The following is a 20,909-nucleotide window of genomic DNA, read 5'->3' as shown; positions in this document are numbered from 1 at the left end:
CCGGTGCCCTTGCCGGAGAAAGGTTTCAGCGACGCGCTTATTCCTCAAAGAGCAGCATGTATTCCACCTTCCTTCTTTTCTCAATGCTCGGAATTACCCTGCCTTTGTAGCACCGGAAGGAAATGTATTCCTCATAGATGTCCCGGTCGCCGGCCTCCAGCTTTTGTATGAGCCTGCTTTTGGGTATGGACTTGCTGCCTAAAAGCCGGTACGGGCCCACCTGGTAGGCAAGGCACGAAAGCAGCGTCGAATCACGCCCGAACCGGCGGAACAGGCGGCACAGCTTCATCAGGTCCGCACGCAGGATGGAGTCGCCCTGCGCCCGGGTGATGCCGTTGGTAAACCGCTCGCCGGGGAGCACACGGTGCCCCCAGCCCACATAGGGCCAGTGCTTTTTCTCTCCATGCCAGCCTTCATGGTATTTCGTGCATAGGATGGCCCTCTCCAGCGGAGGAAGCCGGTACAGGGACAGGCCGGCGGACGGTGTTCCTCCTCCGTGCTTTCCCTGCCCGTACAGGGCCGCCGCTGCGCACAGGAGCAGCAGGACGGCCGTTGTCATTCTTGCATGTCTCATTTCGCCCCCCGTTTGTTCAATACGTCCTTTATCATCTCCTTTACGTCCTGGCCTACCTGCACGAAGTTCTTGTACAGGATGCGCTCCCGTTCCTCCCTCGACGGGAAGGTGTAGAACTTCGGCAGCGGCACATACCCGGCTTCCTCATTCTTTATCTCCCTCATGTCGAAGTCGGTCTTGCAGAAGAATTTCGTGGTCTTGAACTCTTCCGCTTCCTGGATGTTCATCGAGCCGCCCGCGCCGGTCCGGGTCTTGGTGAAGTCCCTCGCCGTCTGGCCGCAGATCCAGCCGGTCGCCATGTCGGAGATTTTCGAGGCGGGCACCAGGCTGTCCATGTTCTCGTTCAGGTTGATGCTGGTCTTGTCCCTGTCGATGGTCACGCCTTTCTTTATCTGCACCACCTTGCCGAAGATGTCGTTGCTCAGCCATTCCAGGGTCTCTTTCGAGCGGGCGGAGCCGCTCACCACGTTGCCTACGGTGGTGATGATTTTCTCCATGCCGACCTTGCCGTAGTCGGCTTCCAGCTGCGGCAGCTCCTGGAAGCCCAACGCCACGCTCACCTTGTTGCTTCGCGCCGTTCCTATCAGGCGGTCTATCTTGTGGAAGTACAGGGTCGGCAGCTCGTCCACGATGATGCTCACGGGGATGTTCTTGCCCTGACCGGTGTTCACACGGGTCACAAGGCGGTTCAGGATAAGGGCGTTCAGGGCGCCGATGATGCTTTCCATCTCCGGGTCGTTGGCGATGAGCAGGTAGCTCGGATTCTTCGGGTCGCTGACCTTCAGGTCGAAGTCGTCTCCGTCCTTGTGGAATATCCAGTAAGATTCCTTGGTCGCCAGACGCGAGGTATAGACACGCAGCGTGCCTATCATGCCTTCCAGCTGCTCCATCGCCTTGTTCTTGAACGCGGTCTGGAACGGGCCGAGCAGCGGAGCCACCTCGTTGTCGGTCTCTAATACCTCGAAGATGGTCTGGTAGCTCTCGTTCAGGAACGACAGGATATGGGGCATGTCCGAGTATTTGCCCAGCCAGTAGGCGGGCTCCACGATGTCCCCGCCCTTGCGGTCACGCACCACGCCCGTCGGCTTCCAGAACTTCGTTTCCGGGTCCTGACGCTTTTCGGCGTACAGCCGGTTGCCGTCCTTGTCGTAGGGCTCTTTCTCGTAGTTCACGAAGAAGTAGATGCAGGCGGCGAGGAAGTTCACCGCCGAGGTCTGGAAGAACTGGTCGCTGCCGCCGCCTCCCTCTTTCTTGCCCTTTTGCAGCGATTCCAGCAGGGTCTCCGCCGTCTCGCTGGCCGCAGCGAGGTTGTTGATGTACTTCGACTGGATGGGGTTCACCCTCCGGCTGTACTCCACATTGACAAAATTGATGATGTTGAACTTGCACCCCTGCGGCAGCTTTCCCAGCTTCTGGTTCTTCCTGTAATGGTAATACAGCTTGGTGGCCAGTGTGGGGAATTTGTAGTCGTAAACGACCAGCGCGAAGCCCTTTGCGGAGTGCTGGCGGATGAACGGCTCGATGATGGAGAAGGTCTTTCCGCTTCCCGGAGTGCCGACCACCCACGTTCCCCTGAAAGGGTTGCTGATGTTCACCCAGCCCTTGCGGAACTTGCCCTTGTAATAGTAGCGCATGGGGATGTTCACGCTATATTTATTTTCCACCAGTTCCGTACATTGCTCGAAACTCTCGTTCTCAAGGTTGAAGCGGTCTTTCAGCAGACCTTCCTTCAGGAATTTCGAGATGTTGTCCAGGGCGACATGCACGAGTATCACGCCGGCGAGGGAGGCGGCCATGTAGAGGATGATGTGCACGGGCAGCGTGTACAGCTGCATTCCCATCGGACGGTTGAACAGCCATACGGAGAGGACAAGCAGCGCAAGGCCCGCCGTCAGGGGCAGGATGACCTGCCGCCTGGCGTTGAACTCCAGATGTTTCTTGTTCCTCGTGCCCAGGCAGGTGATGCAGATCAGCAGGATGGTCGCCAGCTTGCTGTACACAAGGTTCCCGTCGCTGTATATCGACCAACGCTTGATGCGTCCGTGAATGTCGGCGAGGATGCCGCCCCAGTCCCCGAAAAAGGCGGGGTCAAAGGCGTACTCGAAAAACTCCAGCAGCACCGATACATAGACCACCGCGCGGAATATCCTGTAAAATCCCTGTAACTCCTTGCTTTCTTCCATAAGCCTGTCTGTCTTTTAGTCCGTTTTTCTGCGATACCAGCGATTGTCTATCCGGATGACGTCCATGCCGAGACTTGCGCCGTTCTCGCCCAGTTTGCTCTTGATCCGCTCCACGGTCGCTGGGCCGACACCCCAGATCTCCATGAGGTACTCTTCGTCATGAGGCACCAGGTCGCCCACATACCTTAACCCGTATGCGGTAAGGTGGTTCTGCGCCGACGGCTGGATGCCCAGGCTGAACAGCGGCTGCGAGAGGTAAGGCACCTCTTCCGCCGGCAGGTTCTCCACGGCGGCTTCCAGCCCTTCCCTGATTCTTCTCAGGGTGTCGATGCGCTGCTCCAGCCCGACGACGGCCTGTCCGTTTTTTTCGATGGCGTCCCGCAGGCCGTCAGCTTTCTCCACGAGGGCGGCGTTGCTCCGCATCAGTTCGTCGTGGGTCCTCTCCAGGGACAGGTTCTCCCGCTCAAGCTCGTCCCGTCTGTATTCCAGCGAATCGACGGTATCCTGCAGTTGCCCCGCACGGTATTGCAGGGCGGAGCATCTTTCGTTGTCGTCGGACAACGTGCCTAACAGGTTTTCGAGTTTGCTGACCTGAAGCTCAAGGCTGTCGTTGGTTGAAAGGAGCGTGTCCGCAAGCCCGTTCATTCGCTGGCGGCGTGATTTGCGACGCACGCATCTGTACAGGATGACCAGCGCCGATACCATCAGCACCAGTCCGATAAGCATGGTAATATCCAATGTTTCCATAATGTCATTTGTTTAATGTGATGATGGGGCGCACCCGGTGCGCCTGTGTTTTCGGTGTCTCCTGCATGGCTCCGCTGCCCAGCGAGTAGAGCCATGCCTTGGCGGTCTGCTGTCCTTCCACTTCTGTCGAGGTCCAGTACCAGCAGTCTTCGGTATCCGGATTCGGCAGAGGATCGCCGCCGCATTGCTCGATGACGGGATTCACGACCTCCCGTGCCGCGTACAGCAGCCGCATCTCCGCCACCGAGGGGATGAACGCGCTCTGTCCGTAAGGCCATCGGTCAATGACCGCTTCCGCCATCGGCGCAGACGTTTCCCGTGTGTCGTACAGGGCGAAGGTGTTCATGTTCCCGTCGTAGGCCTCCGTGTCGGCGGAGGTTCCCTGTTCCACGCCGAGGCTGTCCGCAAAAGCCGTGGGAACGATGTCCCACAGATAGACGGCGTAGCCGTTCCCTTCCGTCTCTCCATGCCGCCCGGTGTCGAATACGACGGCCACGGCCTGCCTGCCGGATGCCTTGTACTTTTCATAGGTCCGGGCCTCGCCGTCGTCGCAGAGGACATGCCCGGGACGTACCGTCTTGTCCGGGGTCTCGATGTGCGCGTCGCAGGCGGCCAGTGCCATGCCTGCCGCCACCGCAATGATTAGATGTATCTTGTCTGTTCTCATCTGTCCGTATTTTTTATTTTCCCTCATTTTTTACTGTCTATCTTGTCGGCAGCTTCACGCCGAGCACGACACCCGCCCGCAGCAGGTCGGCCCCCTTTATCATGATGTCGCCCTTCGCCTGCCAGAAGAACACCCAGCCCGACCGCAGCACATAGTTGTGTTCGTAGCCGAGGTGGATGCCGCCGAGGAATTTTCTCGTGTCGCTGCCGGCCGATGCCCCGATGCGCAGGTTGCCGTAGTGGTTCCTGCCGCGCACCACGCAGGGCTTGTAGGCCGCGCCGAAGCCGTAGGTGCGGTAGTTCCGCCAGAACGAGTCCGGGCAGACATGCCCGCATGTCTCACAGTCTTTCCATTGCAGGTAGCCGTTGGCGAAGAACTCCCAGGCGTTGTGGTAGTTCATCTCGTGCTCGTAGGCAAGGGTCAGGTCCATGCCGTTCCGGTACAGCAGTCCGGCCCCGAGCGAGAGCCGCCCGGTGTTCCGCTGTGCCTGTGCGCCCGCTGCCATGCAGAGGCATGTTATCGCAAGGATTATCGTCTTTTTCATGCTCATTCCTCCTCCAAAAGTGAATTGTCAAACGAATCGGCGGCAAGCACGTCCTCGTAGTCGATGTGCAGGCTGATGTTGCGCCCGCTGATCTGCTTCTCGGTCATCTCGACGGTCAGCACCTTGTCGTTGGGGAAGGTCATCTTCCGCACGACAATCACGTTGCGGTAGCCCCGCTTGAACGATTGGGCCGGTTCCAGCACCATCGCCGGTTGCAGTTCGATGACCTGCGAGTTGGTCGCTTTCGACACTTTCTTGTCGGCGAGCTTCACCCGTATCTCGTCGATGTCGAAACGGATGTTGGTGCGGTTCTCGATGGAGAAGTCAATGAAGAAGTAGTCGCCGGCCGCATAGATGTTGTTCAGCCGCATGGTCATGCGGTGCGCCTTGCTCGCCACGTTCCGTATCTTGGCCGGGGAGTTCCAGATGCGTCTGGCCAGTCCGGTCATCTCCGCCGTGGACATGGAGACGGCGGGGTTGTGGTAGCCCTCCCGCTCCGCAGGCAGTATCTCCTTGTCGGTCACGGCCTCTTTCATCCGGGTGGTGTAGAGCAGCGCGTACTGCGTGCGGTAGCGTTCCGTCACGATGGTCACGATGGCGAGCACCTCGCCGTCCTCATGCCCGGCCTCCTTGGGCTTCAGGCGGATGATGTTGTCAAGCGGCTGGTCGCCAGCCACCTTGTCTGTGGAGATGTCCACCAGGCGCACCGGTTCCGATGCCGTGATGACGGTCGTCACCTGCTCGTTCACGGTGAGCAGCTCCATTTCCTCGTAGGTTTTCTGGGCTTTCGCCTCGTATGCGGCGCACAGTCCGGCCGCAAGGAGGAACAGGCCCGTCAGATGTCTGTTCATGTCTTTGCCTTTTTATTGGTTTTTCTCGTTGTTCATTCTTTCCCTCTGTTCGATTTCTTCCCGTATCCGCCGCTCCGTGATGTCGTAATACTCCCTGTCTATCTCGAAGCCGACATACTGCCGACCCGTCCGCAGGGCGGCGATGGCGGTCGTCCCGGAGCCGATGCAGTTGTCCAGCACGAGGTCGCCCTCGTCCGTGTAGGTCCGTATCAGGTACTCTATCAGGGCCACGGGCTTCTGGGTGGGATGGTAGAAGGCTCCCGTGCGGTGTTCCTTGGGCACGGACACCACCGAGGTCGGGTATTTGTCGTCGGCGATGCGCACCGGCGTGAGCTCCATGCCGCCGTAGCACCGGTTGGTGAAGCCTTCCGTCTTGCGGCGGCCGTGGTTCCGCTTCTCCGGCGGGCACGGCGTCATCTGGGGGTGGTACACCGGCAGTTTACGGTAGAACACCAGGATGTCCTCGTGCTGGCGCAGGGGCATCCGGTTGGCGTTCAGGTGGCCGCTCACCCTGTCCTTGTGCCAGACGAGGTTGTACCGCCAGAGCTTCGGCTGCGACAGCACCAGCTCCGCCGTGAACATTCCCTGCGCGAACAGGATGATGGGGCTGTCCGGCTTGGTGATTCTCAGGTACTGCTCCCACAAGGGGGCGAGCGGGATTTTCTGGTCCCACCGGGCCGCGCTGTTCTGGCGGTTCAGCACGCCGTAGGGCAAATCCGCTATCACGGCATCGACGCTGCGGTCGGCCATCCGCTTCATCCCCTCCAGGCAGTCCATGTTGTAGATGTGGTTCGTCTCTATCATTTTGCTTCTTTTTCTATGGGTTCCGCACTTGCCCAGGTACAGTGTCCTGTCCGGGTCATCTTTATCTCGCATTTCCAAAGCGTGTCCGTTTCCGCCTGCTTGAAATTCACGTTGCCGCACCTCGGCCCGTAAAGGCCTGTCTCCTTTTGAAAGGCGAGCAGGGCGATCTTCCGGCCGTCTTCCGTCTCAAAGTTGCAGATCAGGGCGTTGCGCTTCCTTTTGTTCCACCACACGGTGCTGACGAGCCTCCCGATGAAGACCTCCGGCTTGTCCGGCTGCACATAGTCATCGTAATAAAAGCCGTCCGTCCCTTTGTGGAGTTTCGATAGGTCTCTTTCCATGATGCTGTATAATGGCTGTTATTGTTTCCGGTTTCCGTTCACCAAATACACGAAGGTGCCGTATTTCAGCTTCACCTTGTTTTTCCTGATGGCCTTGCTGATGGCGTTGCTCGTCTTCTGGTAGGCGTTCTGCACGGCCTGCATGCCCCATTGGGCGAGGCTGTTGCCGTAGCCGCCGGTGTTCATGCTCAGGTTGCCCGACATCGCGCTGCTGGCCACGTCCTTGCCCGTCTCGCGGAAGCTGCTCTCCGGCACATACAGCCCTTCCAGGCCGTCGGTGTCGTACAGCGAGAGGCTGACCTTGACCAGCTCGTCATCCACGAGGATGCTGCTGATGCTGCCTTTCACACGCCCGGACGAGAAGCCGCTGACCGTGGCGTACAGGTAGGTGCCTTTCCGGACGGTGCTTCCGTCTATCTCCACATCGTCCAGCAGGCGCAAACGCACACGCGAGCCGTCCACGGCCTTGATGTCCTCGTCGATGATGGCCTGGATGAGCCTGGGCTCCCGGCCGCTCCGGTCGAGCGTGTGGAAGTAGTCCGAGGATGCATTGGCTTTCTTCACTACCTCGCTGGTCCTGTCGTCCTCGCCGGGGGCTTTCACGGCCCGGCTGTCCTCGTCGATGATGCCCTTTGCCTGCGGTTCCGCCGGTGGCGGCGCGGCTTGGGCCGTGTCCGTTTCCGCAGGCGGGGTCACTTCCTGCCGCCCGCGCAGCCTTGCTTCGGCAAGGGCTTTCTCCAGTTCCGCGAGGGCTTCTTCCTCCCGTGTCTTGGCGTCGGCTGCTTCCTCCGCCATACTCTTTTCCTGTTCGAGCTCTCCGAGCAGGGCGATGTCGTCTTCGGTGTATTTCGATTCATATTCTTCCTTGTTTTCGTCGGGTTCGTCCCTTTCAATGTTGTCCACGGCCGTGTAGTCCTGTATCCGGCCCCATGATTTCGTCATGTTCTCGTATTTGCTGCCTATGCCCTCGTCCCTGATGGTGGCCTCCGGCAGTTCCGGGTTCAGGAACTCGGTGGTCTGCAGCGCGGTGTCCTGCACCTCGGCCTTTCCGGTGCGGAACAGGTCGAAGACGAAGTACGACGTGCCGAGCAGCGGCAGGTAGAGGATGGCCGGAAGCATGTACTTCGGCTGCCTGAAATTGATTTTCTCCAGTATGCTCATCGTCATTGTTCTTTAGGTGGTTGTACATACGGTCCGGACGGCCGGTGCCTTTCCCGCAGGACGCTGTCCTGCATCTCGGTGGCTGTCCGCTTCGCGGGCTGGCGGTGGTACACGGCGGTCAGCCGGTAGATGTTCCATGCCAGACCTGTGGCGAGGAAGGCAAAGACGATGACCAGAAAGAGGGTGCGGTGCACGTTGGCGAAGCCCTGCACCTTGGCGGCGGCCTTGTCTATCCGCGTCGCCTTGGCGAACCTCCGCCCGGCATCCACCTCCCGTTCGTAGCGTTCCTTGTATTGCGGGTCATGCTTGTCCGGCATCTTCTCGCCGAGCAGCATGCGTCTGAATCCTTTGATGTTCATGGTCGTGCCTCCTTTAATAGCTGTTCTTTGTCTTCTGTTCGATGTCCCTGTTCAGCAGCGTGCGCCAGTTCACGATGAGCAGCCCGTGGGGGTTGTTCTCCGTGCGCGGCACACGCTTGAGCTGTCCGGCAGTGACCAGCTCGCGCATCAGGATGTTGCTCCGCCGTTCGATGCGCTGCCGTCCGTAATAGGTGAACTCCATTTTCTCACGGTCGAAGCGGATGCTGTCGCAGAAGATGCTGAACACCGCACTCGTGCCCATGATATTCGAGTAGAAACCTTTTTCCTTCAGCGTATTGTACTGCGCAAGTCCGGTCTCGTCCACTAAGTACATGGCCTTCTCCATCGTGTAGCGGATGTATTTGTCGTCCGGCGCCAGCGTGAAGAAGTAATGGTGGAACATTTCGACATGGGATTTGGCCTCCACGTCGAGCGTTTCCTCCATCGTGGTCTGGCGGACCAGTATCGGCACGTTGCTGTCCAGCACATAGACCTTCCTGTGCGCGTCCGCGACCATCGTCCGGGCCGTCCAGATGCTCGACACGCTGATGATGATGCACCCCGCGAGGAAGGCGGTGCACACGATGCCCGTCAGCCTGATCTTGTTCTCCAGATTCTTTATGACCATTGCCCGTCCCCTTTTTCCGTGTCCGACTTGCGTACATATTCCTCATGCAGCATGGGGATGATGCAGTCCTGCAGTTCGTCCAGCAGCGGGTCGAAGTGCTCGGAGAAGACATGGGTGTAATGCCCCTGCATAAACACATGCACGAACACCCACCAGATGCCGCGTCTGCGCTTGTGAGGGTTCCTGCATAGCCTTGCCAGATGCAGGCGGTAGGCGAGGTATTCCACAAGGGGCGAGATGTAACGGTCGTCCCATTCGAAACCCTCGTCGAGCTCCTCATACCTCCGGTCAAGCGTATGGTTCTCCGGCACTTCCGTAATCTCTTCCTGCATCCGTCTCTCGGCATACCGGCGGAAACGCTCGTCCGCCAGCCATTTCTCGATTCTTTTCTTGGTTTTCATATCCTTTTGTTTTATGATTGATGATTGTTTTTTATGTGTCAGTCTTTCCTTATCGTGTCATGGTTCCGATGGCGCCCGTGGCCGTCATCTTCGCCTGTTGTGCCACGCCCTCGCCGAAGTTTCGGGTCGAGAAGGCGGTGTCGCCTTCCGGTATCATCCATGCCGCAAGGTCGGGAACGAGGTTCAGGCATTTCAGGGCCACGATGCTCGCCGCCATCAGGTAGCCGGCGGAGAAGAACGAGTTCTGCAGGTAGGCGGCCATCGTCTGCTCGCTCGCCGTTATCGCCGTCAGGTTCTCCACCTGGATGCACAGCACGATGTCGAACAGGAGCAGCACATAGAAGCCCACGAAGTAGAGCATCGCCCCGTAGAAATGTACCGTCAGATACCTCGTGAGCCACTTCGCCCACGCGCCTTCCCATTTGGGAAGCAGCGAGAAGGCCCACTGTATCGGCCCGAATATCGTCAGCATCCCCAGCAGGATCTGCTGGCAGTATATCGTCGCCCACCACCCGATGCGGAATACCACGAGGGCGATGAGCATGATGATTTTGTCGATGCCCACGACGATGCCGGAGGTCAGCGAGGTGAACCACAGCTTGGCCGCGTCCTTCTCCATGCCGGTCACTTCGTCCACGCCGGTCTGTTCCATCGTGGCTTCTATCAGGTTCGGGTCGGACGTGCCGGTATGGGCCACATCAGCCTGCGCCTGCAGGCTGGTGTACATCGTGTCGCGCACGAAGATGAGTTCCTGCGCTTCCTCGAACTTGTCGCTGATCTGCGCGGCTTCCGCTTGGTAGAGGTCGTGGGTGTACGAGCCGATGCAGTTGGGGATGTAGGACAGGAAGTCCAGGAAGCACCAGTTGCTGCCGCTGCCTGCCATGCCCGTGTCTGCCGGAGGGTACCACCAGCACAGCACAAGCGACACGGCCAGCGGCCTGAACAGCTTCATCACGTCCAGCGGCTCGTGCTTGACCATCATCTTGTAGGTCATACCCGCCGTCATGATGATGGCGAACAGGGCGGCGAGCGCCATGCACATCTGCAGTATCCACCAGAACGGCCCCTGCGCCCCCGTGAAGGTGGCGTCGGTCAGGAACTCGTTGGTCTGGAAGATGACGTCGTCTATTTCCTCTTCCAGTAGGTCTATGCCGAAATTCGACAGTATGTTTCCGTCTGCCATGCCGTTTCCTTTTTAGTTTCTCTCTACTGTTTCTTCTCCTTCTCCGTCGTCTCCGCCGCTGCCGCCGTCCGTCTGCGACCCACGCACGGCATACCGGGATTCGTTCCACCGCTCCATAGCGCCGCGCAGGATGCTTCCTTTGTCAACGGGCTGTGCCCCCTCCGCGTCCAGCAGGGCCGCAGTCAGGGCGGCGTTCTGCTTCCGGGCGAGAAAGAGGACAAGCGTCTCGTTCTGCCGGGCCACATCCTCGCTGATGCGCAGGTATTCCTTTTTCCGCTGGGCGTTGGGCATGTAGGCGTCCCGGGTGGCGCTGACGGCGCACTGGTACACCTGGTAGTATTCCTCCCAGCGTTCCCGTTCGTCCGGAGTGCCGCCGCACTGGAGGATGCGGTCGATGTTGCGCCGGAAGCGTTCCATCTGCCCGTCCACCTTGTCGCCCTCGGCGAGCCAGGCCAGATCCACCTGCCTGTCGGCCACGTTCAATGCCTCGACAGCGGCCCGTTTGACCAGTGCCGAGTCGATGGCTTCCGCCTCGTCGGTCTGGTTGTAGAGGTTCACCCCGGCCAGCGTCCGGAACGACAGCTTGTTCTTCGCCGCCGCCGTCTTCTTGTACTTGTTGTGCAGCAGCGTGTAGTAGATTTCCGGGGTGAATGCCCCGGTGCCGGTCTCCATCACCGTAATCTGGTTCTGTTTCGGCGAGTCGTGGTTGTAGGTCGCATACTGGGCTTGTGCCGTATGGGCAGCCGTGACCGCTATCGCCATGAGTAAAAATGTCCGTTTCATGTTCATATCCTTTCCCTTTTTTCGTTAATAATCCAGTCTTCCGGCACTGCGCCAGCGGCCGAAGGCCCCGTCGATGATTTCCCGGCGGCTGCGTGCCTGGTATATCTTCTCTTTCCAGTAGCCGATGCGCACCTGTATGTAGCGCCAGGTCTCCAGGTAGGCCCGGTTCAGGTGCCGCTCGATGTCGTCAAGCGAACCGTTGATGGCTTCCATCACCATCAGCAGGTCGGAGGTCGAGCAGGCCGCCGCTCCGGTGGCGTACAGCACGAGGTCGCCGAGCGACCTGTACAGTTGCTCTCCGTCACGGGCGATGGCCTCTATCGCCTTCTTGTTTATCGTGAGTATCAGCAGGTCTTCCGGCTCGGCCTTGCCGCGTTTCAGCACCTTGTCGTTGAACTCGGTCAGCATGTCCTTGTAGTCGCCGATGCGGTCGCTCACGGCCGTGTAGGTGTCCTTGGCGTTCAGCACCGTCCGCAGGGACTGGTACATCACGTCGATGACGTCGAAGGCGCGGGTGTACCGGTCCAGATCCACATTCAGTTCCTTGTATTCCACGGTGGCGTCACGGCTGTACTCGTGCAGCAGCTTGTTGCTGTATTCCAGGGTGCTGCGGGCCAGCAGCAGGCTGCGCTGTTTCTTGTGGTCGTTGATGTAGGCTTCCACCGACACGATGTCGAAAGTCCACTGGGCCCTGGCGATACACGGCAGGAGGGCCAGCAGCAGAAGCGTGAGGGTCAGTCTCTGTCTCATAGCCCGTCCTCCTTTCTTCCGTTCCCGCCGCGCAGGTTCCGCGCATTCTCCACCCACCGCTTGTGGCATTCTTCCACAAGGGTGAGCCTGCGCCCTTCGTCCGTGTCCGGTTCGGGCAGCACGTCCTTCAGCATGTCGATGATGCTGTACTTGTAGTGCATCATCTTCTCCAGCGACACGAGATCGGCGTAGATTCTCGTGAGGCGGGTGTCCACCTCGCGGGCGATTTCCAGCCGGTCGCTCGACCACAGCAGGTGGTACACGTCCCCGGTGGGCGTATCCTCCAGCGGCGGCGTGCCGGCGTATTCGGTGGTAATCTTGCAGGAGGGGTATTCCCTCGCTATCTCCGCGATGCGGTCGTTCACCAGTTTGGTCTTTTCGGCATCCGACAGGTTCGGGTCGAGCGTCAGCACGTCGGCCACATGGGTGTCGGTGTATTCCGTGGTCAGTTCCCATGAAATCTGCAGGATGGCGCGGTGTATCTTGATGCCGAGGAAGTATTTGGGCTTCCTCGCTATCGAGAGGGTCGCCTTGAAGGTGATGACGCCGTTGATGTCCGGCATGGTGGCCTTGCGCACGAAGATGTAGCCGCTCCACGAGCCGCCGTCCTGCCATGTCAGGCTGTATGAGGTCTTGCAGTCCTGCATGATGGCCGGGATGCGGTAATAATCATCCGTAGCGACGGCGTTGTCCGCAGCAGCCTCGGACTTCGCATCTTCGTATTCAGACAGCTTTTTCTGCCAGTCAGAGAGTTCACCTTTGAGCTGATTTATCTGTGTCAGGTTGCTGTTGTATTGCTGCCGGTAAACGGCGGCGTCTTCCACGCTCGATTCGGAAATCTTCTTCAGCAGGGTCTCGTTCTCGTCTTCCAATGCCTTTATCTGCGACTGGAGGACGGACACCCGGCTCTCGGCTTCCTGCACCATCCCGTCCAGCTCCGAGGTGTCCAGCTCGTTGTCTGTCACGGTAGTCTGCATGGCACACTCCTTTGAGTGGGCATTCAGCGAACTGCCGCAAGTACGGCATTTATATTGTGTACTTCCTTGTCCGAGCGTAGCCCCGTCCGAACAGGTTACGCTGATAGTCACGCTCTCGCATCCCTGCAATTTGGCCGCATCTGTTGCCTGATAGTAATTCCGCGCGTCGGAAGCAATATAATAGGTATATCCTTCCTCGTTCTCGTTGATTTCCGACAGGCGGGCGTTGAGCTGCGCCTTGAAGGTGTTCAGGTCCATCGTGTAGGAGTCGAACACTTCTTCATATACCACCTCTTCGCGGTTCCAGCTCTGGGTCACATGGATTTCGTAGGCGTATGCCTTCTTGGTCTGTTTCCCGCCACGGCTGATGACGTAGGCCCTCTGGCTGTAGCTGATGGAGTAAGTGTAGCCGTCGTTTTGGTTGTTCAGCTCCTGCACCCGGCTGCGCGACCATCCGGCATACCGCTCCGAGTTGGAGAGGGCCTGCTCGCGCTGCGAGGCATTGGGATAGAATCCGGCGTCGCCGGTCTCGAAACGGGTCCACTCGCCGCCGTTCAGGATGCTGTTGTCGTCCGTGGGCGGATAATAGTCGCACAGCGGTACGCTGCCCTGTTCCCGGCGGGCGATGTACCACCGCTGGGTGTAGTAGTTCCCGGCGGACTCGTCCATGTAGTCGGTGATCCACGAGGTCAGGTCGTAGTTGCTGAAGTCGAACAGCCCGGTCACATTCTCCGGACCGCCCACCATGTCGAGCAGGAGCCGCCCGGCATCCCGCTCCGCCGCTTCGTACAGGTGGCTGTAATGGTCGTACAGGTTGAATATCTCTTCCACCTTGCCGTTCATCAGGTCATGGAACGAGCTGGTCTGCAGCAGGGCGTCGCCGATATTCCCGATACCCGCCGTGGCGAGCCCCACACCCATGTTGTACAGGTTGTCGAGGTCGCTCTGCAGGTTCTCTTTCGTGAAGCTGCCCGGTATGCGGGCCAGGTCGTCCAGCATCCGCTGCCAGTCGGTGTTTCCCAGCTCGCTGAGCCGCAGCAGGGAGGCGAACTCTTCCTTGATTTCAAGGAAGGCCACGTCGGAAAAGGTCAGCGTGCTGTTGGTCACGATGCTCTCGAACTGCATGCACAGGCTCTTGGTGTCGTCGCACACTTTCATCAGGTAGCTGCCCCAGTAGAGCGCCGTCTGCGGGGAACGGAGCATCATCTTCGCCACCACCCAGGTCTTCGGTATGATTTTCCGGGCGACCATGTTGTAGATGCGGCGGTAATAGTAGTTCTCCGTGCTGCTGCTCCATATACCCAGCTCGGACAGGGCCTTGTGCTCAAGGAACTTCGACGAGAAGATGCCGGCGGCGGCGACCTCCGCAGCCGTGTAGTGCTTGAGGATGTCGTCCACCTGCTCCCGGTAATAGCTCTCGGCCACCATCTCCGTGCCGAAGGCGGCTGCCATCGCCGCCACGGTGCGTGCGTCGTAGTTCACGCTGTAATACTGGGCGCGGACATGCTGCACGGCGGACAGCGACAGGAGTGTCAGTAGGAACAACAGTCGTCTCATGGTCATTTCATTGCTGGTTGTTTTTATCACTCTTTTTCAGATTCAACACATGCCCTGCGGCGTTCACCTTCTGGGCGAAAGGCAGCGACTTGTTTATGCCGCTGGCGTCCCAGTCGCGGCAGTACGCTTCGATGGCCTCCTGGTGGCTGCAACGGAGTTCTCTCTTGTACAGCTTCAACGCTTCTTTCTCCGCACGCTCGGTGGTGTAGGTCATGTAGCATTCGTGAGGCTCCTCCACGCCGTACACGCCGCTGGTCGAACCGCGACGGATGAAGACCTCGCGGAAGAAGCTGCGCCCTTCCTTGTTCTCCAGACGGTTGATGGTGAATATCTTCTTGCAGTCCACGTCGGTCAGGCCCAATATGGCCTTGATGCTGTCGAACCGCTCCTTGAACTTGCTCTGGTCGAGCAGCATCACCACATCGGAGTTGTTGATGATGGCTTCCTTCACGATCTCGCTGCCGATGATGTCCTGTATCTCCTGCGTCACCACGCCCACCGAGGCCCAGAACTTTCTCGCGGTCTTGTACATGAACTTGATGTACTCCGCCATCAGCGGGCTGGCGATGGCCTTCCACGCTTCCTCTATCACCAGCACCTTGCGGTTCTTCTTGATGCGCATCTTCTGCAGGAACACGTCCATGATGATGAGCGTCACGATGGGGAACAGCTTCTTGTTTTCCTTGATTGCGTCCACTTCGAAGACGATGAAGGTCTCCGAGAACAGGGTGGTGTCCACGTTCTCGTTCAGTATCTTGTCGTAGTTGCCGCCCTTGTAGAACGGCTGTATCATGTAGGTGTACTTGTCGTAGTCTATTTCCGTGATGTTGTTTTCCAGGCAGATGAGTTCCAGCCGCTCGCAGGAGTATTCATAGAAGGTGTTGAACGACAGCGAGGCCACCTTCAACACTTTCCGGCGTTCTTCCAGCATACGGATCTTGTCATCCACCTTCTGTTCCAGGGCCGGCAGGTCTTCCGCGCCCCAGGTGCCTTTCCGCTTCTCGGCGGCTGTCAGGGTCTTGCGCAGGGTCTCACGCTGCACGGGGTCGTAGCCGTCAAAACCGTGGAAGTAGGCGTCGTAGTAGTCCGTCACCATCTGCTCCACGATGCGGAACTCCAGTTCCGTAATCCTGGTGTCCGAACCTTTCCATATCAGCAGGATCAGATTTTTCAGGAAGTCTATCTTCTCGATGTTCAGCTCCGCCTGCGTGATGTTGAACGGGTTCATCGTGATGGGCTTTTCCTCCGTGTAGCTGATGTACTTGCCGCCCAGGTATTCGCACAATCCCTCGTAGGAATTACCCGTATCGACCATCACCACGTCCGTGCCCTGCTCGTGGAGCTGGCGCACCACGCTGTTCATGTGGAAGCCTTTTTATATATCCTAACACGCTGAGCCACAGTACTCTCTTGAAAACAACAAATTCAAAACGGTACAAATTTTGAACAGGGGAAAATCTATAGTTCAAGGCACTCGGCAAAGAGAAAAAACTATGACAGGGGCAAAAAGCAATTTTAAGATTATTTATGAAAATATTTTGGGCAATTTTGGCTGGTTGCTATCCAAAGAGCGCATTTTTGATGAAAAGTCCCACTTTCATCAGCCATAAAGAGTGAGACAATCGAAAAAGAAAAGGAGGGGTGAGAGAGCCTTGTTTGTGGCTTCTACATAGGGCGAAAATGGATGTCTTGTACCTCGGTTGTATCTCAGTCGGCATATAATGCTGAAAGACAATGCAGGTTAATAATTCGGCGGCAATAGAATAGCGTTTGAAAGACGTATTCATTGTTTAGTAGTTTTCCTGATAAAATGTTAAATTTAGGGTAGTTAGATTAGTTTTTCTTCCAATTGTTTGGTTTTTTGGAATTGAATGCCTACCTTTGCATTGACAAATCCCGCTCGCTTCCCATAAGAACAGCGTACCCAGCGGGACATTTTTTAAATTGTAGGTATATGAAAGTTATAAAGAACAAGACAATAGATTTTGCAACCGCAGTTCAGGCTCCCGTCATTAACGGAAATAGAGCTGCACGGACAGGTTATGTCCGTTTGGTTCGCCTTATCACTGACGAGCCTGTTCCTCAACAAACTTCATATACGGGAAAAATTGAGTTGAGGTAGGAATGGCTGTATATACAAAAGAATACGAATCCCAGCCAGAGGCTATTCTTACAAACGTCATTATCTGTCCAGCCGTAGATTTGTCGGCAAACGTGGCTGTTCCTGTTCATTGCCAAGTTGAAAATGTATTGTGGGACACAGGAGCGACCAATACATTGATTTCACAGGAAGTTGTAAATGCTTTAGGGTTACAACCGAAGAACAAGGCTCTTATTTCGAGTGCAGGAGGTGATGTCGAATCCTGGACTTACCTTGTTCATGTTATCCTTCCAACAGGAACAGCAGAGTTGAATGTTCAGGCTCTGCTTAACGACAATTCAGACTATGATGTGGTGATTGGCATGGATATTATAAATTCATGCGACTTCTGCTATACAAACAAAGACGGCAAAAGTACATTCTCCTTATGTCATCCAGCAAAGGAGAAAATCATTCTGAAATAAACCAGCCATAGGCTTTCTTTCAAGAAAGACATGTGCGACAACAATAATGACAGATGTGACATTCGCATCTGTCTTTTGCTTTTTACGCCAATAAGAGGCCATTTCCTTACACAAAATATACGAGATTTGAGCAAGAATTTAGTTAATTATGGTTAAATTTAAGGTTTATACATACTTTTCCATAACAAAATGAGGTTGTATTGAGATTTTCTTTGTACTTTTGCAGCGGACTATTATCGCCATGTTTATAGCCATTGAGGTTAGACGTGTTCTTTCGTGATGGCATACAAGGCAGCCTACGCCGTGCTGAGTATGGCGGAGTCATAATGACAAAGCGGTACAAAGCGGGCATTGGGTGGGAAAGATAGTCCAGACATAATGAAGGCGTTTACTAACGCTCTGTTTAAGACAGTCTGTAATCTAGCAAATTAACAGTTATCATAGTCTTGAGCAAAGCCAACGGTAGATGTCCCGGGTGTGATAATATCGCTCCTGCGGAGACCTGTAAGCACGGATTGTACCTTTTCGGGCACAACAATTGTTTATTATGGTCTCCTAATGGAAATGATTATTCATATCGGCGTGGGCTCTGACGTTGTCTGTTCAACTATGATAGGCAATTGCTAGAGCCTCAGACTGTGGAATAGACAACAGACGTTTCCACGCTCTTTTTATGTCTATATTGCTATTAACGAGCAACGACATATAAGCCGATATGAACGCATTGCTTAATGCGCATACCAAACGAGGTTGCGATTCACCTCCTCACATTGGATTTGCCTCCAATGTCTCCCCCGAAGCCCAAAGCTCACAAACAGGGGTGTCCTCGGAATATGTCCAGCAGGAAGGTTACAACTGGTTTGTTCTTCGTGCTACTTATAACAGGGTAAATGCAGCCGTAGAGAAAGCAAAGAAGAATGATATTAAGACATACGTGCCGATGCACTATGTACTAAAAGTGATTGCTGGGAAGAAGAAGCGAATACAACAGCCTCTTCTTCCCAACTTTCTTTTTATATACGCCACAAGGGAACAATCAGACAGTTTTGTGAAAAAGACAGTTGATGCCCCAATCTCTTTTATAAAATATTATTTGGATAAGACGCTTCCTCCAGAGGCAAACGGTAAAAATCCTCCGCTTATTATACCATACAATGCAATGATAAATTTTATCAAAGCAACAAGTACTGATAGTGAGCATGTACGCATTGTTACAGCGGAACAGTGTCACTATAAAAGTGGAGATAAAGTACGAGTAATAGCTGGTGACTTCAAGGGAGTGGTTGGAAAAGTTGCCAGAATAGCAGGACAACAAAGAATTGTTGTTGAGATCTCGGGATTGTGCCTTGTCGCTACTGCGTATATTCCTACTGATTTTATTGAGATTGTCAAATAATGCCGAAAGGCATATTGTTTAATTTAAATTTTTTATTTTATGAAGAAAAATGGTAAGAATGAAGAACTTCAGTCTCGTCGTGAGTTCTTTAAGAGAGCCGCTAAAGGTGCTCTGCCTATTTTGGCTGGTGCAGCTCTCCTGTCAAGTCCTATCTTGTCAGAAACTGCAAATGCAATGTCATGCGCAGGATGTAACAACCGTTGTATGAACAGTTGCTTCAACACATGTCATGGTACTTGTAGCAGAACTTGCTCCGGTACAAACAACGACTTGTTGTGTTAAAATATACGCTGATATAAATAAGAATTTAGGAGATAATATAAATGGAAAAATACAACAATTGGAAACTTAAGTTTTATACAATATGGGCAGGGCAGGCAGTATCATTAATCACTAGTGCCATCCTGCAAATGGCGATTATTTTTTACCTTACAGAAAAAACAGGATCTGCGATGGTCTTGTCTATGGCTTCACTTGTAGGTTTTTTACCCTATGCGGTCTTTGGACCAGCCATTGGTGTATTAGTGGATCGTCATGATAGGAAGAAGATAATGATTGGTGCTGATTTAATTATCGCAGCAGCTGGGGCCGTGCTAGCTATTGTTGCATTGTATATGGAGTTACCTATCTGGATGGTTATGGTAGTATTGTTCATCCGTAGCATTGGAACAGCTTTTCATACCCCGGCTCTCAATGCGGTTACTCCACTTTTAGTACCAGAAGAACAGCTTACGAAATGTGCAGGCTATAGTCAGTCTTTGCAGTCTATAAGCTATATTGTTAGTCCGGCGGTTGCAGCACTCTTATACTCCGTTTGGGAACTAAATGCTATTATTGCCATCGATGTATTGGGTGCTGTGATTGCATCTATTACGGTAGCAATTGTACGTATTCCTAAGCTAGGTGATCAAGTGCAAAGTTTGAAACCAAATTTCATAAGAGAAATGAAAGAAGGAATGGCTGTACTACGGCAAAATAAAGGATTATTTGCTTTATTACTCGTTGGAACATTATATATGTTTGTTTATATGCCCATAAATGCATTATATCCTTTAATCACTATGGAATATTTTAATGGTACACCGATGCATATTTCTATTACGGAGATTGCTTATGCCTCTGGTATGTTGATAGGGGGTCTATTATTAGGGTTATTTGGGAATTACCAAAAGCGAATCTTATTAATAACGGCATCAATTTTTATGATGGGGATAAGCTTAACCATTTCAGGATTACTTCCTCAAAGTGGATTTTTCATATTTGTAGTCTGCTGTGCAATAATGGGGCTTTCGGTTCCGTTTTACAGCGGTTTGCAAACAGCTCTTTTTCAGGAGAAAATTAAGCCTGAATATTTAGGACGTGTATTTTCTTTAACTGGAAGTATCATGTCTCTTGTTATGCCAATTGGGTTAATTCTTTCTGGATTCTTTGCTGATAGAATCGATGTAAATCATTGGTTTTTACTATCAGGTATTTTAATTATTTGCATTGCAATAGTTTGCCCAATGATAACTGAGATTAGAAAATTAGATGCAAAATAAAATAAAGGGCGTGTTCGTATGATAGACAATATTATTCAATCAGTGACAGAAAAATTATCCTCTTTGCCTTATATAGAAACATAAATGCTATTAGACCACTTGAAGTTACGGTCATAAATCAAAAGGATGTTGTCCCTTGGAAATTTCCTCCTAAACATGAATTTATGTATGGTGAGTGGCTAAGGGAGCAGTTTGATAAGGGAGCAATTCCTGAGCCAACTTATGATCCCGATTTAGCAATTCTTTTATCTCAATTAAGAGAAAATAGTATTAACCTTTTCGGACCAGAGGCAACAGAAGTGATTGAGCCTGTACCAATGACAGATATTCGAAGGGCGATTAAAGAATCCTTACCCGGGTTGATAGCTAGCATTGAAGGTGACGAACACAATGTGATTTTAACTTTAGCCAGAATGTGGCTGACATCCTCTTCCGGTAGAATTTGCTCAAAAGATCAGGCTGCTGAATGGGCGATACCTAAATTAGCCAAAGAGCATGCTACTTTACTTGAAAAAGCAAAAAAGGCTTATTTGGGAGATTATGATGACAAGTGGGAAGGAATGGAGACTGAGATAATTGAACTCGTTAATTATTTGAAAAGATCTATAGAGTCTTCCCTTAATATTTAAATCCTTTTCGAATAGTTTAAATATAACAGTGATTAGTTTTTAATGCGTATTATTGGTGATTATTACTTCGATATGTTCCCTCATACCTCGTTTTCTCAAAAAACAGTAAAAAATTGATAGATATGTTTCCGCATACGTCGGGCTCTAAAATTAGCCAAAGACATCAATTCCATCAACTCGAGCCACGTGGAGTGCGTAGTTTTGATGTCAAGGGTAAGCAAATAAAGGGCGAAAAGAAAGCTATAAAACTGCTTGAAACTTTTGAATA

At 54.0% G+C, this 20,909-nt stretch carries 19 protein-coding genes and 2 pseudogenes; 4 read left to right on the top strand and 17 right to left on the bottom strand.

The window, feature by feature from the left end; genetic code table 11:
• Positions 1-37: 37 nt before the first annotated feature.
• The 17 genes and pseudogenes from M3090_RS11430 to M3090_RS11350 form a co-directional block, all read right to left on the bottom strand.
• Positions 38-574 (bottom strand): glycoside hydrolase family protein, encoded by a 537-nt coding sequence (locus tag M3090_RS11430; protein WP_087335058.1) that lies wholly within the window; start codon positions 572-574, stop codon positions 38-40.
• Positions 571-2,757: a type IV secretory system conjugative DNA transfer family protein gene (locus M3090_RS11425; protein ID WP_087335059.1), complete on the bottom strand. Its 2,187-nt coding sequence runs from the start codon at positions 2,755-2,757 to the stop codon at positions 571-573. Before M3090_RS11425 ends, M3090_RS11430 begins: the two co-directional genes overlap by 4 nt.
• A 15-nt stretch (positions 2,758-2,772) precedes the next feature.
• The gene (locus M3090_RS11420) at positions 2,773-3,504 is read right to left on the bottom strand and encodes a hypothetical protein (RefSeq protein WP_087335062.1); all 732 of its coding nucleotides are present in this window, start codon (positions 3,502-3,504) and stop codon (positions 2,773-2,775) included.
• A gap of 4 nt (positions 3,505-3,508) precedes the next feature.
• Positions 3,509-4,171, bottom strand: a complete 663-nt coding sequence (locus M3090_RS11415) for a DUF1566 domain-containing protein (RefSeq protein WP_087335168.1) — start codon at positions 4,169-4,171, stop codon at positions 3,509-3,511.
• A 37-nt stretch (positions 4,172-4,208) separates the two neighbouring features.
• A complete protein-coding gene (locus tag M3090_RS11410) occupies positions 4,209-4,721 on the bottom strand; it encodes a hypothetical protein (RefSeq protein WP_087335065.1) in 513 nt (170 codons plus the stop codon).
• The gene (gene traN / locus M3090_RS11405) at positions 4,718-5,566 is read right to left on the bottom strand and encodes a conjugative transposon protein TraN (protein ID WP_087335067.1); all 849 of its coding nucleotides are present in this window, start codon (positions 5,564-5,566) and stop codon (positions 4,718-4,720) included. The genes M3090_RS11410 and traN overlap by 4 nt, the downstream gene beginning before the upstream one ends.
• Positions 5,567-5,578: 12 nt before the next feature.
• Positions 5,579-6,370, bottom strand: coding sequence for a DNA-methyltransferase (locus M3090_RS11400; RefSeq protein WP_234179012.1), 792 nt, complete (start codon positions 6,368-6,370; stop codon positions 5,579-5,581).
• Positions 6,367-6,711 (bottom strand): hypothetical protein, encoded by a 345-nt coding sequence (locus tag M3090_RS11395; RefSeq protein ID WP_249056357.1) that lies wholly within the window; start codon positions 6,709-6,711, stop codon positions 6,367-6,369. The genes M3090_RS11400 and M3090_RS11395 overlap by 4 nt, the downstream gene beginning before the upstream one ends.
• 18 nt (positions 6,712-6,729) lie before the next feature.
• Positions 6,730-7,872 carry a conjugative transposon protein TraM gene (traM, locus tag M3090_RS11390; protein WP_249056355.1) on the bottom strand — a complete coding sequence of 381 codons (1,143 nt, stop codon included), beginning with the start codon at positions 7,870-7,872 and terminating at the stop codon, positions 6,730-6,732.
• Between the two features lie 2 nt (positions 7,873-7,874).
• Positions 7,875-8,231 (bottom strand): hypothetical protein, encoded by a 357-nt coding sequence (locus tag M3090_RS11385; RefSeq protein ID WP_249056353.1) that lies wholly within the window; start codon positions 8,229-8,231, stop codon positions 7,875-7,877.
• 13 nt (positions 8,232-8,244) lie between these two features.
• Positions 8,245-8,859, bottom strand: a complete 615-nt coding sequence (traK, locus tag M3090_RS11380) for a conjugative transposon protein TraK (RefSeq protein ID WP_249056351.1) — start codon at positions 8,857-8,859, stop codon at positions 8,245-8,247.
• Positions 8,850-9,260 carry a hypothetical protein gene (locus tag M3090_RS11375; RefSeq protein ID WP_249056349.1) on the bottom strand — a complete coding sequence of 137 codons (411 nt, stop codon included), beginning with the start codon at positions 9,258-9,260 and terminating at the stop codon, positions 8,850-8,852. The genes traK and M3090_RS11375 overlap by 10 nt, the downstream gene beginning before the upstream one ends.
• Before the next feature lie 49 nt (positions 9,261-9,309).
• On the bottom strand, positions 9,310-10,443 hold the full coding sequence (locus M3090_RS11370) for a hypothetical protein (RefSeq protein ID WP_249056347.1): 1,134 nt from the start codon (positions 10,441-10,443) through the stop codon (positions 9,310-9,312).
• 12 nt (positions 10,444-10,455) lie between these two features.
• A complete protein-coding gene (locus tag M3090_RS11365; protein WP_249056345.1) occupies positions 10,456-11,226 on the bottom strand; it encodes a DUF5045 domain-containing protein in 771 nt (256 codons plus the stop codon).
• Between the two features lie 24 nt (positions 11,227-11,250).
• Positions 11,251-11,976, bottom strand: a complete 726-nt coding sequence (locus M3090_RS11360) for a hypothetical protein (RefSeq protein ID WP_234178410.1) — start codon at positions 11,974-11,976, stop codon at positions 11,251-11,253.
• Positions 11,973-14,510, bottom strand: coding sequence for a hypothetical protein (locus M3090_RS11355; RefSeq protein ID WP_249056343.1), 2,538 nt, complete (start codon positions 14,508-14,510; stop codon positions 11,973-11,975). Before M3090_RS11355 ends, M3090_RS11360 begins: the two co-directional genes overlap by 4 nt.
• Positions 14,511-14,517: 7 nt before the next feature.
• A pseudogene (locus M3090_RS11350) lies at positions 14,518-15,885 on the bottom strand (TraG family conjugative transposon ATPase); the annotation flags it as partial.
• 749 nt (positions 15,886-16,634) lie between these two features.
• Here M3090_RS11350 and M3090_RS11345 point away from each other — a divergent pair.
• The 4 genes and pseudogenes from M3090_RS11345 to M3090_RS11330 all read left to right on the top strand — a co-directional run.
• The gene (locus tag M3090_RS11345) at positions 16,635-17,075 is read left to right on the top strand and encodes a retropepsin-like aspartic protease (RefSeq protein ID WP_048316574.1); all 441 of its coding nucleotides are present in this window, start codon (positions 16,635-16,637) and stop codon (positions 17,073-17,075) included.
• Between the two features lie 715 nt (positions 17,076-17,790).
• On the top strand, positions 17,791-18,471 hold the full coding sequence (locus M3090_RS11340) for a UpxY family transcription antiterminator (RefSeq protein WP_049129570.1): 681 nt from the start codon (positions 17,791-17,793) through the stop codon (positions 18,469-18,471).
• Positions 18,472-18,794: 323 nt separating this feature from the next.
• Positions 18,795-20,012: a macrolide efflux MFS transporter Mef(A) gene (gene mef(A) / locus M3090_RS11335; protein WP_249056340.1), complete on the top strand. Its 1,218-nt coding sequence runs from the start codon at positions 18,795-18,797 to the stop codon at positions 20,010-20,012.
• Between the two features lie 77 nt (positions 20,013-20,089).
• Positions 20,090-20,661: pseudogene (locus M3090_RS11330) on the top strand (aminoglycoside adenylyltransferase domain-containing protein); the annotation flags it as partial.
• Positions 20,662-20,909: the final 248 nt, after the last annotated feature.

The sequence above is a fragment of the Bacteroides sp. ET71 genome (assembly GCF_023336905.1).
GTDB lineage: Bacteria > Bacteroidota > Bacteroidia > Bacteroidales > Bacteroidaceae > Bacteroides.
The sequence above is the reverse complement of the archived record's forward strand: the minus strand, read 5'-3'. Positions and strand labels throughout refer to the sequence as shown.